The 14,052-nt window shown below is 63.2% G+C and carries 10 protein-coding genes and 1 pseudogene; 3 read left to right on the forward strand and 8 right to left on the reverse strand.

Annotated elements, in window-relative coordinates:
- Positions 1-144 precede the first annotated feature (144 nt).
- Positions 145-1,875 carry an EAL domain-containing protein gene (locus tag ACVOMB_RS19135; protein ID WP_481532643.1) on the reverse strand — a complete coding sequence of 577 codons (1,731 nt, stop codon included), beginning with the start codon at positions 1,873-1,875 and terminating at the stop codon, positions 145-147.
- Between the two features lie 20 nt (positions 1,876-1,895).
- Positions 1,896-2,876, reverse strand: a pseudogene (locus ACVOMB_RS19140) (sensor histidine kinase); the annotation flags it as partial.
- A 401-nt stretch (positions 2,877-3,277) separates the two neighbouring features.
- On the opposite strand from ACVOMB_RS19140, the gene ACVOMB_RS19145 reads away from it, so the two are divergent.
- Complete coding sequence (locus tag ACVOMB_RS19145) at positions 3,278-6,052, forward strand: bifunctional diguanylate cyclase/phosphodiesterase (protein WP_481532651.1); 2,775 nt, start codon at positions 3,278-3,280, stop codon at positions 6,050-6,052.
- 401 nt (positions 6,053-6,453) lie between these two features.
- On the opposite strand, the gene ACVOMB_RS19150 is transcribed toward ACVOMB_RS19145, so the two are convergent.
- The 6 genes from ACVOMB_RS19150 to ACVOMB_RS19175 form a co-directional block, all read right to left on the reverse strand.
- Complete coding sequence (locus ACVOMB_RS19150) at positions 6,454-6,705, reverse strand: hypothetical protein (protein WP_481532644.1); 252 nt, start codon at positions 6,703-6,705, stop codon at positions 6,454-6,456.
- A 77-nt stretch (positions 6,706-6,782) separates the two neighbouring features.
- Entirely contained in the window at positions 6,783-7,982 is a 1,200-nt protein-coding gene (locus ACVOMB_RS19155; RefSeq protein ID WP_481532645.1) for a methyl-accepting chemotaxis protein, read from the reverse strand.
- Between the two features lie 126 nt (positions 7,983-8,108).
- Complete coding sequence (hflD, locus tag ACVOMB_RS19160) at positions 8,109-8,723, reverse strand: high frequency lysogenization protein HflD (protein WP_481532646.1); 615 nt, start codon at positions 8,721-8,723, stop codon at positions 8,109-8,111.
- Between the two features lie 9 nt (positions 8,724-8,732).
- The gene (gene mnmA, locus ACVOMB_RS19165) at positions 8,733-9,854 is read right to left on the reverse strand and encodes a tRNA 2-thiouridine(34) synthase MnmA (protein WP_481532647.1); all 1,122 of its coding nucleotides are present in this window, start codon (positions 9,852-9,854) and stop codon (positions 8,733-8,735) included.
- Positions 9,851-10,315 carry an NUDIX hydrolase gene (locus ACVOMB_RS19170; RefSeq protein ID WP_481532648.1) on the reverse strand — a complete coding sequence of 155 codons (465 nt, stop codon included), beginning with the start codon at positions 10,313-10,315 and terminating at the stop codon, positions 9,851-9,853. Before ACVOMB_RS19170 ends, mnmA begins: the two co-directional genes overlap by 4 nt.
- A 2-nt stretch (positions 10,316-10,317) precedes the next feature.
- Positions 10,318-10,794 carry a type III secretion system chaperone family protein gene (locus tag ACVOMB_RS19175; RefSeq protein ID WP_481532649.1) on the reverse strand — a complete coding sequence of 159 codons (477 nt, stop codon included), beginning with the start codon at positions 10,792-10,794 and terminating at the stop codon, positions 10,318-10,320.
- A 104-nt stretch (positions 10,795-10,898) separates the two neighbouring features.
- Here ACVOMB_RS19175 and clpS point away from each other — a divergent pair, with 104 nt between their 5' ends.
- Entirely contained in the window at positions 10,899-11,219 is a 321-nt protein-coding gene (gene clpS, locus ACVOMB_RS19180) for an ATP-dependent Clp protease adapter ClpS (protein WP_282272346.1), read from the forward strand.
- Positions 11,220-11,542: 323 nt separating this feature from the next.
- Complete coding sequence (gene clpA, locus ACVOMB_RS19185) at positions 11,543-13,822, forward strand: ATP-dependent Clp protease ATP-binding subunit ClpA (protein WP_481532650.1); 2,280 nt, start codon at positions 11,543-11,545, stop codon at positions 13,820-13,822.
- Positions 13,823-14,052 lie beyond the last annotated feature (230 nt).

Consider the following 14,052-nt stretch of genomic DNA (forward strand, 5'->3'; position numbering starts at 1 on the left):
CATGGCCCCCAAACCCAATATACCCCCCACTGGGGGTGCCTGTGCGGTCGGCTGATTTTCCCGCTACTCCCGGGCCCCTTCCCCCCCGTGGGGCGGCGCGCCCCCCCCCGCCCCCACAAAAAAGCTGGAAGGTCTGGCCGGGGCTTACGAAGCCCCCACACCCTGTTTTTCATCATGAGTGCGGAAGGCCTGGCGGATGTGTTCGCGCAGGTCGTCGTCATTCCATGGCTTGGTCAGGAACCGATAGATGGCGCCGCGGTTGATCGCGTCGGTGACGGTGTTCAGGTCGGTATAGCCTGACAAAACCAGACGGATCGTGTCCGGGTACAACATCTTTACCCGGCCCAGGAACTCGGTGCCGCTCATATCACTCATGCGCTGATCGGACAGGATCACCTGTACGTCATTGATCGCCAGCAGATCGAAGGCGTCGCGCACATTGCCGGCGGCAAGGATCCGGTAGCCATCGCGACGGAACAGGCGCACCAATGAGCGCAGCACGTTCTCCTCGTCGTCCAGCAGCAACAAGGTGCGGTCAGGGCGGGTCTCGGCAAACGCTTCCGGTCGCAGGTAGCGTCGGCGCAAGGTCATGCCGGCGGCGTCGGCCGACATCGGCTCGCCGAACAGATAGCCCTGGAACACATCGCAGTCATTGCGGCGCAGGAAGCCGAGCTGGGCCTGCGACTCCACGCCGTTGGCAATCACCGTCATCCCCAACTGGTGGCCCATGGCGATGATGGCGCGGCTGATCGCGGCCTCGCGGTTTGCCGCGGGTGCGCTCTTGATGAAGCTTCTATCGATCTTGAGCTTGTCCACCGGATAGCGGACCAGTGCGCTCAGGCTGGAATCACCGGTGCCGAAGTTGTCCAGGCACAGGCTGATGCCTTCGTTGCGCAGGTTGGCCAGGGTTTCGTGGACGAAGTTGACGTTATTGGTCAGCGCGCTTTCATTGATTTCCAAGGTCAGCATGCGCGCCGGCACGCCGATCGACTGCAGCATCGCCATCACCTCGGTGAAGAAGTTCGGGCGCAGCAGCTGCAGGGTCGATACATTGACCGCCACGTTGAAATCTTCGAAGCCCTGGTCACGCCAGACCTTGGCCTGGCGCAGGGTGGTTTCCAGTACCCAGGCGCCGATCTGCACGATGATGCCGAGCCGTTCGGCGGTACGCATGAAGCGCTCGGGGACCAGCATGCCCAGGGTAGGAGATTGCCAGCGCAGCAACGCCTCCATGCCCATGACATGGCCATCGCGGGCACTGACCAAGGGCTGGTAGCGCAGGCGCAGTTCGCCGTTGTCGATGGCATCCACGAGTTGCCGCGAGATGATGCTTTCGCTGTGCGCACTGCTGGGTTTGTGCAGCACGTGCACATGCACCGCATTGCCGCCTTCGCGACCGGCCTGGTGCAGGGCGTCCTCGGCCAGATCCAGCACCCCGGTAGCGGTGTTGGAATGCTCAGGGCAGAGCCCGACTCCGATCTTGGCGGTCAGGAACAGGGTATAGGGCAGTACCGACAACGGTAGCTCTATCTGCTGACGTACCTGCTCGGCGAATTCTTCCGGGGCGGGGGTTTGGCTGCTGCGTGGCACCGCGATCAGGAATTCATCGCTGCCGTGCCGCCACAGCTTGCCGCGCTCGCCAAGAAAGCCGCGCAGGCGCTCGGCGATCAGGATCAAGGCCTGATCACCTACCTCGGCACTCATGTTCTCGTTGACCGAGGCAAAATGGTCGATGTCCAGATGCAGCAGCATCAATGAAGTGCCGGTACGGTTGGCTGCATCCACCAAGGTGGCCAGTTCCGGGTTGCCGGCGCCCAGCCGGGCAGGGCGCGCGTCGCCGCGATCACCGAGCGAAGAGGGGCTGGCATTCCACATCGGGCGGGGTCCTTTGGGGGTCACTGTGCGTCCATTGCGTAGGGTAAACGCAGATCAATACGGGTGCCGGCACCCGGTGCAGTTTGGATATGCAGGCTGCCGCCGGCGCTCTGGGCGCGCTCGCGCATCACGATCATGCCCAGTCCGCGTGGACCCGCCGGATCAAAGCCTTCGCCATCGTCCACTACCTGCAGGTGCAGGTCGCCATTACTGCCGTCACGCAGTGACAGCGATACCTGGCTGGCGCAGGCGTGGCGCAATGCATTGGTCAGGCTTTCCTGGGCAATCCGAAAGCAGGCCTGTTCGACCTCATTGCTGGGCCGGCGCGGCAGCGCGTCCACATCCAGCAGCAACTCTACATCGGTGGAGCGGAACAGCAGCCCGGCCTGCCAGCGCAAGGCTGCTTCCAGCCCAAGGGCATCGAGTTGCGGTGGCCGCAACAGCATCGACAGATTGCGCAGTTTGATCACCGTGCTGTCTGAAAGCTCGATAATCTGGTCGATATCGTCCTGCCGCCGTGACTTGTCGTCTTCATCGCGGGCGGCGCAGGCAGCCAGCTTCATCGCGGTGATGGCTTGGCCGATATCGTCGTGCAGATCGCGCGAGATCGAGCGGCGCTCATCTTCCTGCAAGGAGAACAAACGCCCTGCCATGGCCTGCAGTTCGCTGTTGCTGGCGGCCAACGCACTCCGGCCGTGTTCCAGCTCACTCAGGTCGCGTATCACAAAGAGCTGGCGGGCCCTGCCGCGATGCTGCAGTTGCTGGGTGATCACCATGGCGTGAAAGGGCTCGCCGCCTATCCGGCATAGTTGCACCGGCAGTTCGCTGTTATTTGACCGCGGGCCATGTGCGCTCAGGCCGGCCAGTAACTGTGCGGTGGTATCGCCGCGGCCGCCACCAATGCCCAGAATGCTGCTTGCGGCTGGATTGGCATAGAAAACTGTATCGCCGTCAGCAATCAGTACCCCGTCAGGCAGCAGCGCCGCCAACTCTTCGAATTCGACAGGCAATTGCTGGCCGAAGCGGGCTGCGGGTTTCAATGACCAGAGCTGCCACCAGAGCAGGACGAGCGTCGCACAAATTACCACCGCGATCGTCGTCACACTTTGCGCCCGCCAGCCGGCTGAATTCGCGTCCGTTGCAAGCAATACCGCCATGCCAGCCGCCAAAAAACCGGCCACAGCCAGCAGCCATAGCGTGCATGCACGTCGCCGCAGGAGCGCGACGGGCACGGATGGAGCGGAAGATGCCTGATCGGCTTGCATGATGAGAGGTGGTTTCGGACAAGCGTCACCCCAGTTTAACGGCTTGTGCACAGAGCGCACGACGAAGTGCTCAATTCTGCCGAGTTGCTGCCGTTATCGAATGGGTACCCGGTTTGTCGGGCATGGAGATAGATCGCGTGGATCGCGGCGTCATAGCTAGCCTGCTTCGTCATCCGTTGAACGCGGCCGTCGTGCTGTTGGACACGGACGGGCAACCATTGGCCGCCAATGGCATGGCCAGGGAGCTGGGCCTGCCCGAACGCCTGTCACGTTACTGTCCGCAACTGGCTGGCATCCGCCAGCAGCTGGAACAGCACGAGGCGGTGGCCTGTCCGCTGCCGGGGGACCGCTACCGGCTCGACGGCTGGCTCAGTGTGGTGCAGTCACCCTCGGCAGCACCACTGGGCTATCTGTATTCCGTGGCCAGCGATACCGAGGCGCGCAATGCCCGCTGGGCCATGGCGATGGAATCGGCAGGTCACAGTTTGTGGGACTGGGATATCGTCAGCGATGCGGTTACCCGCACCAGTCCGGCGCATGTCGCCAATGCTGCCCAGCCGGGCATCGGCCTGTTGGATGAAGTGCATCCGGAAGACCAGCTGCAGCTGCGTCAGGCCATTGCTGCGCACCTGCATGATCCGCAGGTTCCATTCGCCTGTCAGTTCCGCCTGCGTCAGGCTGACGGCAGCTGGCATTGGGTGCTGGATCGCGGTCAGGTAGTCACCCGCGCCGGCGACGGCCAACCTTTGCGGATGGTCGGCACCTATACCGACATCCAGCAACAGAAATCGCTGGAGGATGAGCTGCGCTCGCAACAGGCGTTGCTACGCCGCGCCCAGCGTGTGGCAGGGATGGGTAGCTGGGTGTGGGAGCCGCAGCGCAAGCGCGTGCAATGGTCCGAGGAGTTCGCCGCCGCCATTGGCTGGAGCGATGCTGCTCTACCGACCGGTCGACAATGGTTGCGCAACCTTGCCAGCGATGCCCGTACACATCTGTTCTGCAGCTGGCGGCGCGTGCTGGATGAGGCCAAAGGCGGCAGTTTCGATATCACCTGGGGCCGCGATCCGGTGACCCAGCAGCAGCTGCGCATCTGGGTGGAACTTGATTACGACGGCGCCGGAGGCCTGCAGCGGGTGCTGGGGCAGGTGCAGAACATCAGCAATCAGCGCCGTACCGATGCCTTGATACGCTGGCGTACCGAGTTGCTGAACCGGGTGTCCGCGCTGGGCCGTATTGGCGGCTGCGAGATCGAGGTCAGTACCCGTGCAATGCAGTGGACCGAGGAATGCTACCGCATCCATGGTATGCGCAAGGCGCCGGTCACGCTGGACCAGGCATTGGAGCTGTACATCCCGGACTCGCGCGACAACTTTGAATCGGCCTTGCTGCGTATCACCCAGGGCGGGCTGCCAGAACAGCTTGATCTGTGTTTCTACCGCCCCTCCGGGCAACGGGTGTGGGTGCAGGTACTGATCGAGCTCGATCAACGCGATGGCCTGCCGGAGCGTTTCGTGGTGCTGTTCCGCGATATCACCCGTGAACGGGAAGCCGATGAGCGGCTGGAACTGTTGGCGCACTATGACCTGCTGACTGGCTTGCCCAATCGCATGCTGCTGCGTGAGCAGGGTTCGGAAGCGATCATCGAGGCGCGCGAACGCGGTGCAGTCCTCGCAATGCTGTTCATTGATCTGGATGGCTTCAAGAGCATCAACGATACCTTTGGTCATGCCACCGGCGACATGTTGCTGAAAGCCGCTGCGGCGCGCCTGCACCAGAACCTGCGCAATGCCGATCTGTTCGCCCGCTTCAATGGCGACGAGTTCATCGTCATCCTGCGCAACCTGGTTGAGCCGGATGACGCCGGGCATGTGGCACGCAAGTTGATTGCTTCGTTGGCCGAGCCTCTCTACCGCGAGGATGTCACCTTGAAGGTTGGCGCCAGCGTGGGTATCGCGCTGCTTGATGAGGGCCGCAACGACTTCGACAGCCTGTTGCGTGCCGCCGATGCGGCCATGCACGCTGCCAAAGAGGCTGGTCGCAACACCTACCAGTATTACAGCCAGGATGCGCTGGCACGGACCCAGCGTCGGGTCGAGATCGAACATGCGCTGCATGGCGCGGTCGAGCGCGACGAATTCAGCCTGGTCTACCAGCCGTTGGTGCATGCCAATGGCGATGCAACACCCTCCATCGAAGCGCTGCTGCGCTGGAACAGCGGCAGGATTGGTTCCTGCAGCCCCGCCGAGTTCATTCCGATTGCCGAGAAATGCGGCGAGATCATCCATATCGGCGATTGGGTGCTGCAGGAAGTCTGCCGGCAAGCCGTGGTCTGGCAGCAGGCCGGGCTGAAATTCGAGCGCATTGCAGTCAACGTGTCGGCGTTGCAGCTGCGTGATCGCGGCTTCGCCGAGCGCGTTGTCAGCATCTGCCAGCAATACGGCTGGCCTGCGCAACGCTTGGAGCTGGAGTTGACCGAGTCGGCATTGATTCGTGATACCGATGCATTGCGCCAGTGTTTTGATGTCTTCGAACAGCATGGCATTCCGCTTGCCGTGGACGATTTCGGTACAGGTTTCTCCAACCTGCATTATCTGAACCGTTTCCCGGTGCAACGGCTGAAGATCGACCGTAGCTTCGTGCAAGGCATGCTGCACGATGCAGGCACCGCCGAGGTCACCCAGGCCATCGTGCATCTGGGGCATGCACTGGGCATGCTGGTAGTAGCCGAAGGCGTGGAGACCCCAGCCGAAGCGGCGATGCTGATCCAGCAGGGTTGCGATGAGCTGCAGGGCTATCTGTTCTCACGGCCGCTGCGGCCGCGCGAGATGGTGCAGTGGTTGCGTAGCGGCCCAGGTGAGTTGCTTGAGCTGCCGAACCTGGGTTCGATCACGACCATCAGCGCAACCCACTGATCCTTGTAGAAGCGAACAATAAAGCCTGGCTGCATGACCTGCAGCCGGGCTTTTGTTTGCCTGTAGGAGCGGCGTAAGCCGCGAAGCTGGTGTTACATACAGGCGTTCACCTGATGCTGTCTTTGCTTCGCGGCTGACGCCGCTCCTACAAAAAGAGCTGCGATGTGTGAAGACATTTGGCCCGGCAAAGGCCGCAGAACATCAGCCCTCTGCTGCTTCTGCACTGGCCGGGGCCAGGTTGTTCATTGCATGTGGGAGCGGCATCAGCCGCGAAGCTGGCGATGCTGACAGGCCTTCATCTGATGATGCCTTTTGCTTCGCGGCTGACGCCGCTCCCACAAAAAGGCAGTGTGCGTGCATCCATGTAGCCCGGCTATATGCGGCACATCGCGAGAGGTGTATCAGGGAACGGACAGGTCCCAGTCGATGCAGCTTGTCAGCCAATCGATGTCCTCGGCGCGGCCGGGGCTCTGGGCTTGATCGCGCAATGCACGCAACTCCAGCAACTCCTGCTGTGCACGCTGTTCAAGCAGCGCGAGCTGTTCGCGCCGGCTCAAGGAGATGCCGTTGGTGGCTGTAGAAAGAGGCATGGCGTCATCAGCCTGCGGTGCTGGCTCAGCGTTGCTGTTGGCGGTGGAGCGGGGTGTCAGCATATATCAGTGCGGTTGCAGCAACAGCAAAGCCCCGGCCAGGGGCCGGGGCTCGGGTGCAGAGCGGGTGCGGGGTGAAATCAGAACAACTCCACCGTGCCTGCGCCCATGCTCTGCTGGGACACCGGCTTGTGCGGCGGGCGCTCCCACTCCACGCGCATTTCACGCAGGCGGCTACCGGTGCGCTGCAACGCGCTGACCATCTCGCCATCGAACACGCCGCCGTTACGGTGCAGCAGTTCCTGCAGCGCGACCGCCTCCCGGTTGATTGCGCCAAGACGGTCAAGATGGGTATGCACGCCGCCCAGGGCCTGGGTGGCGATGTCTTCGAACTGCAGGGCGCGCACGGCTTCAGCGACGCTGCCGTCGATGGCGCGGCCACACTCGGAGATCTCACGCATGCCGTCGCCAAGCGAGGCATTGATGGCAGCCACGCTGTCCAGCATCGAAGCGGCTTCGTGGCGCGCTTCGCGTGACCGGTCCATGTCGCGCGAGGCCATGTGGGTGACGGTTTCACGCACCTTGGCGATGGCGTCCTTGGAGCTGTGGGCCAGCTTGCGGATCTGTTCGTTGAAGGTGGTGGAGCGCTCGGACAGATTGCGCACTTCGTCGGCCACCACCGCGAAGCCACGACCGGCTTCGCCGGCGCGCGCCGCTTCAATGGCCGCATTCAAGGCCAGCAGGTTGGTCTGGTCGGCGATCGACTTGACGTCTTCGAGCAGGGCGAAAATGCCGTCCAGGTGCTGCGCCATCTGGTCGATGTGCTGCACGGTGTTGCTGCTCTGGCCGCTGACCTGTTCCAGTGCTTCCACCAGCTGTTCCATCTGGTGGCTGGCGTTCTGGGCGAAGCGGGCCACGTCGACACCACCATTGCCACCGCCACCCTCGTCACCGGCACGGTCAACGATGCGGGCCAATGCCTGGCTCTGCTGGCGCGACTTGCGGCTCATCGCATCAAAGCTGCCACCGAGGCCGCCGACCGCTTGCCGGATCAGCTCTCGGGCGCGCTCGATCTCGCTGCGCGAACCGTCGATTTCATTGCTGACGAAGCTGCGCAGCTCATTGAGCAGCTGGTCCTGCTCTTTCAACACCTTGGCGTGCTCGGGCGAGCGCTGGGTTTGCGAATGCACGCTCCACCAGGCAAATACCAGCCAGCTCAACACCATGGTGGTCAGGATCGCCCACAGGGCCGCAGAGGGCCAGGACAGGGCGGCAGCGACCACAACCAGAAGGGTGAGGACAAGCGGGGCTGCCAAACGGATTGCAATACGTGAATACATGGACGTTCTCGGGAGAGTCACGAATGCAGTATCGGCAGTGGGCAGGGGGTCTTTAGCCCACTGGCGTGAATCCCGGGATGTTTTGCGATGCAGGCCCGTAACCTGTGCGATTACGGGCCTTGAGAATCAGCGCAGGCGGCGCTCGATGGCTTCAAGCATGGCCTTGCGCGAGAACAGGAAATCCCAGTAAGCGCCGCCCAGCTGGCGCCACAGCACCGCCGAGCGCACCGCTGCCAGCAGCAGCGCACGGATCTCCGATACCACCATCGCCTGGCCCAGGTAGTGCGGGTTGCCCTGCACCATGATTTTCGGCTTGAGCTGGCTGATGGTGTCTGCGTACAGCGCGCCCATCGCACTCAGCACGTCCGGGTGGCAGCTGTCGCCGCGGTCCTGGGCGATGCTGGCGGCACGCTCGATGCCGGCCTCCACCTTGTCGACCGTGGCGCCTTCGCGCACGAAGCGGCGTTCCAACTGCATCACCGACAGTGCAAGCCGCGGCAGCAGGTCGTCCTTGCCCTGATTGCGGAAGTAGTCGCGCAACAGGCGCAGGCCAGGCTCAACCTGGGTGGCGCTGCCGTATACGGCGGCGGGCGAGCTGGCATCAATACGCATCACGCTGTCCATTGCGGTGCGCACCACGGCGCTCTCCGAATGGCCGGTTTCTGCGATGCGGCGCACCTGCTGCAAGGCCTGGGCAATGCCTGCCAAGGCAAGTACGCGGTCATCGATGGAAAAAGTCATGGTCATCTCTCAAGGGGAAACAGGGGCGGCCAAACGGCGCTCCAAAGGTGCATCGGTGGCGGCGATCACCGCGCCGCCAAGGCATTCCATGCCGTCGTACAGCACCAGCGACTGGCCGGGGGTGACGGCACGTTGCGGGCGTGCGAAATACACGTCCAGCGTACCGTCATCACGCACCTTCACGGTGCAGGCTTCGTCCGGTTGGCGGTAGCGGGTCTGCGCGGTGCACTCGAACTCGCGGGCGGGTGGATTGCCGGCAATCCAGTGCATGGCTTCGCTGCGCAGCCAATTGGACTGCAACCACGGGCTGTCATGGCCCTGGTCGACGTACAGGATATTGCGCGCCACGTCCTTGCCGACCACGAACCACGGCGCCGCCGGGCGCCCGCGCACGCCGCCGATGTTCAGGCCTTCGCGCTGGCCCAGGGTGAAATAGAACACGCCGGGGTGACGGGCGATTATCTGACCATCGGGGTCATGGATTTCACCTTCGCGGGCCGGCAGGTACTGGCCAAGGAATTCACGGAAATCGCGTTCGCCGATGAAGCAGATGCCGGTGGAGTCTTTCTTGGCATGGGTGGGCAGGCCAGCCTCGCGGGCGATGCGGCGCAGCTCGCTCTTTTCCATGTGCCCGATCGGGAACAGGGTGGCCGCCAACTGGGTCTGGCCCAGCTGATGCAGGAAGTAGCTCTGGTCCTTGCCGCGATCAGCACCGCGCAGCAGGCGCCAGCGACCGCCGGAGTGGTCGACCTGGGCATAGTGGCCGGTGGCGATGCGCTCGGCGCCCAGTTCGCGGGCGGCGTCCAGGAAGTGCTTGAACTTGACCTCGCGGTTGCACAGTACGTCCGGGTTGGGGGTGCGGCCGGCCGCATATTCGGCCAGGAAGTGCTCGAACACACCCTGCCAGTATTCGTTGGAGAAATCGCGGAAGTGGAATGGAATGTCGAGCCGCCCGCAGACTGCCACCGCGTCGCGACGGTCATCTTCGGCTCGGCAATGGCCGCTGCCATCGTCAGCCCAGTTCTGCATGAACAGACCGGCGACATCCAGGCCTTGCTGGACCAGGGTAAGTGCAGCCACCGACGAATCCACGCCGCCGGAAACGCCCACCACGATATTGGGATTACTCACGGTGCCACCTGTCGCACGATCGAAAGCGGGTAACGCTGCCCGGCCAGCCAATCGGAAATCGTATGCCAGACCAGCGGGCTGCGCAGCCGCGCCATATCGGCCTGCAGGGCAACCGGGCTCATCCACAGTGCCTGCACGATGCCGGTATCCAGCACCTGCTCCGGGTGGTGCTGCAGCGGTTCGGCGGCGAAGGCGAAGCGCAGGAACGGCGTGCCATCGGCAGCTGTCCACTGATAACTGCCGATGAAGCCGGTCAGGTGCACGTCCCAGCCGGTTTCTTCGCGGGTTTCACGCACTGCCGCCTCGAGCAGGCTTTCGCCAGGCTCGAGATGGCCGGCCGGCTGGTTCAATACCCGCCGGCCGTTCTTTTCTTCCTCTACCAGCAGCAGTTGCCCTGCGCGGGAGACCACGGTTGCCACGGTCACGTGTGGCGCCCATCGCTGGGACTGCAATGCACTCACGCTCAGTACTCGTCCTTGGACGTCATTTCCAGCTCGATTGCATCGGCGCTTTTGGCAGCAGCGTCAATGGCGTCGGAAATCACCTCGGCGCTGGCATCGGCATCAACCTTGACCACGAACATCGCTATTTCGCCCTGCTTTACCCAGCCGCCCAGCTTGGAATCGTTGGAGTCTTCCAGCAGGCGGTTGGCAACAAGTGCCGGAAACTGCGGGCCGGAAGACTTGTAGCCCGGCGACCAGATTTCGCGGACGTGATGGCTGCCGTAGGTCTCAACATTGGAGCGTACATACACCAGCTGGGTACGGTCGTCATCCATTTCAAAGACCAGCTGGTAGTCGCCATCGCTGTCCACTTCGTACTTGTACTTGAGCGTATCAAGGACGCGGCCGACCGCACGGTCCGGCTCACCGGCAAAAGCGCTCCCGGCGGCAGCCGTGGCCAAGGCCAGCAAGGCGATGCTGAGTACAGACTTCTTCATGTTTTCCCCAATGAAAGGTTGGTTAGCCTGCAAATTGTGCGGGGGCAGGGGGGGCGGCGTCCAATGCTCAAGAGACTGCCACCTGGAACCGCTATAATCGACGGATGTCTCAGAAGACCCAACACGACAGCGAACACGGCCTGCTGGTAGCCCCCGGCAAGCCCGAGGTTGCGCCCCCGCCGCAGTACCAGGTGATGCTGCTGAACGACGATTACACCCCGATGGACTTCGTGGTGACTGTCCTGCAGAGCTTCTTCTCCATGGACATGGACAAGGCCACCCAGGTGATGCTGCACGTGCATACCCGAGGCCGCGGCATCTGCGGTGTGTACACCCGCGAAGTTGCCGAGACCAAGGTTGCGCAGGTCAATGAGTTCTCGCGGATGAACCAGCACCCGCTGATGTGCACGATGGAGCGGGCCTGAACCTGGCTTGGGCGCTGACCATGCGCCCAGCTGTTTGCCCATGCGGCACGGTTATCAGCATCAGGGCCGCAATGGCCGCTGGTCTGCTGTAAAACTGCAGGTGTGGCGGGGCGCGGGAGTCGGAGCTGGCGGAACGATGCGTTTCGCTTGATGCCCGCAATCCGGATCCAAGCCCCTGTCCCTGCGTCGAAACTGAATGCAGGATTCACGGGTACGGGCGATTTGGCGAGATTGCAGGCGTGTTGTCTACATCTTCGTCATTAGGGTGCTGGAAAAATCGTTGCCAGGCCGCATATTGTCTCCAACCGCAACCGGAGTGCCTTATGTTCAGTAAAGACCTCGAGCAGACCATTGGTCAGTGCTACAAGCGCGCCCGAGAAGCCCGTCATGAGTACATGACGGTTGAACATCTATTGTTGGCGTTGTTGGAGAATGCTTCGGCGCAGGCGGTGCTCAAGGCATGCGGCGCGGACCTGGAGCGGCTGGGGCGCGAGCTCGAGAAGGCGATCAATGCCTCGGTCTCGCTGCTGGCCGAGGACGACGGCCGCGACACCCAGCCCACCCTGGGCTTCCAGCGGGTGCTGCAGCGGGCGGTGTACCACGTGCAGTCCTCGGGCAAGAAAGAGGTCACCGGTGCCAACGTGCTGGTGGCAATCTTCGGCGAAAAAGAGTCGCACGCGGTCTATTACCTCAACCAGCAGGACGTGACCCGGTTGGATGTGGTCAACTACCTGTCCCACGGCGTGGGCAAGAGTAGCGATGACCCGGAGATGTCTTCCCCGCTCGAGGGCGAGGGCAGGGTCGAGGGCGGTGATGGCGAGGGCAAGGGCGATTCGCTGACCGAGTTCGCCAGCAATCTCAACGAGCAGGCCAAGGCCGGACGGATCGATCCGCTGGTTGGGCGTCGCGATGAGATCGAGCGCACGATCCAGGTACTGTGCCGTCGTCGCAAGAACAATCCGCTGTATGTCGGTGAGGCCGGCGTGGGCAAGACCGCTATCGCCGAAGGCCTGGCCAAGCGCATCGTCGATGGCGAGGTGCCGGACGTGCTCGCCGATGCGGTGATCTATTCGCTGGATCTGGGTGCGCTGGTGGCTGGTACGAAGTACCGCGGTGACTTTGAGAAGCGCCTGAAAGGCGTGATCACCGCGCTGAAGAAGATCCCCAACTCGGTGCTGTTCATCGACGAGATCCACACCATCATCGGCGCTGGCTCGGCGTCGGGCGGCACAATGGATGCGTCCAACCTGATCAAGCCGGCGCTGGCCTCGGGCGAGCTGCGCTGCATCGGCTCGACCACCTTCCAGGAATACCGCGGCATCTTCGAGAAGGACCGCGCCCTGGCGCGTCGCTTCCAGAAGATCGACATCGTCGAGCCCACCGTTGGTGAGACCTACGAGATCCTCAAGGGCCTGCGTCCCAAGTACGAGGCGCACCACGGCGTGACCTATGCCGATGATGCCCTGCAGGCGGCGGTGGACCTGTCGGTCAAGCACATTGCTGACCGCCTGCTGCCGGACAAGGCCATCGACGTCATCGACGAGGCCGGTGCGCGCCAGCGCCTGCTGCCGGCTGGGCAGCGCAAAGAGCGCATCGACGTCGAGGAAATCGAGACCATCGTTGCCAAGATGGCGCGGATCCCGGCCAAGCAGGTCACTGCGACCGACAAGGATGTGCTGCAGCATCTGGAGCGCAACCTGAAGATGGTGATCTTCGGCCAGGACCAGGGCATCGAGTCGCTGGCTTCGGCGATCAAGCTGTCGCGTTCCGGCCTCGCCAGTCCAGACAAGCCGATCGGTAACTTCCTGTTCGCCGGCCCGACCGGCGTGGGCAAGACCGAGGTGACCCGTCAGCTGGCCCTGCAGCTGGGTATCGAGCTGGTGCGGTTCGATATGTCCGAGTACATGGAGCCGCATTCGGTCAGTCGCCTGATCGGCGCGCCCCCGGGCTACGTCGGTTTCGACCAGGGCGGTCTGCTGACCGAGAAAATCGTCAAGACGCCGCACTGCGTGCTGCTGCTGGATGAGGTGGAGAAGGCGCACCCGGACATCTTCAACATCCTGTTGCAGGTCATGGATCGTGGCGTGCTCACCGATACCAATGGCCGCGAAGCCAACTTCAAGAACGTGATCCTGGTGATGACCACCAATGCCGGTGCCACCCAAGCGGCGCGGCGCTCGATCGGCTTTTTGAAGCAGGACCACGCAACCGATGCGATGGAGGTGATCCGCAAGAGTTTCACCCCGGAGTTCCGCAATCGCCTGGATGCGGTGGTTCAGTTCCAACCGCTGGGCTTTGATCACATCCTGCGGGTAGTGGACAAGTTCCTGATCGAACTGGAGATGCTGCTGCAGGACAAGCACGTTTCGCTTTCGGCCACCCCGGCCGCACGCGAATGGCTGGCCCATCATGGCTTCGACGCCGACATGGGTGCGCGCCCGATGTACCGGGTGATCCAGGACAAGGTGAAGCGTCCGTTGGCTGATGAACTGCTGTTCGGCAAGTTGTTGAACGGCGGCAAGGTCAGCATCGACGTCCGCGACGGCGAGCTGATCGTGGACACCGAGTCCGAGCCGGAGCACCTGCTGCCGGCGACGGTGTAATCCTGCGCTTGTGGAGGCGGCGTAAGTCGCGAAGCCAGGATTGTTTCAGCACAAACAAAACCCCGCATCCAACGATGCGGGGTTTTGTTTGTGCGCTGCGCGCTACACCTGTAGTGGGGGGGGGGGGGGGGGGGGGGGGGGGGGGGGGGGGGGGGGGGGGGGGGGGGGGGGGGGGGGGGGGGGGGGGGGCGGGGGGGGGGGGGGGGGGGCGCGGGGGGGGGGGCGGCGGG

The sequence above is a fragment of the Stenotrophomonas sp. STEN018 genome, from assembly GCF_056760235.1.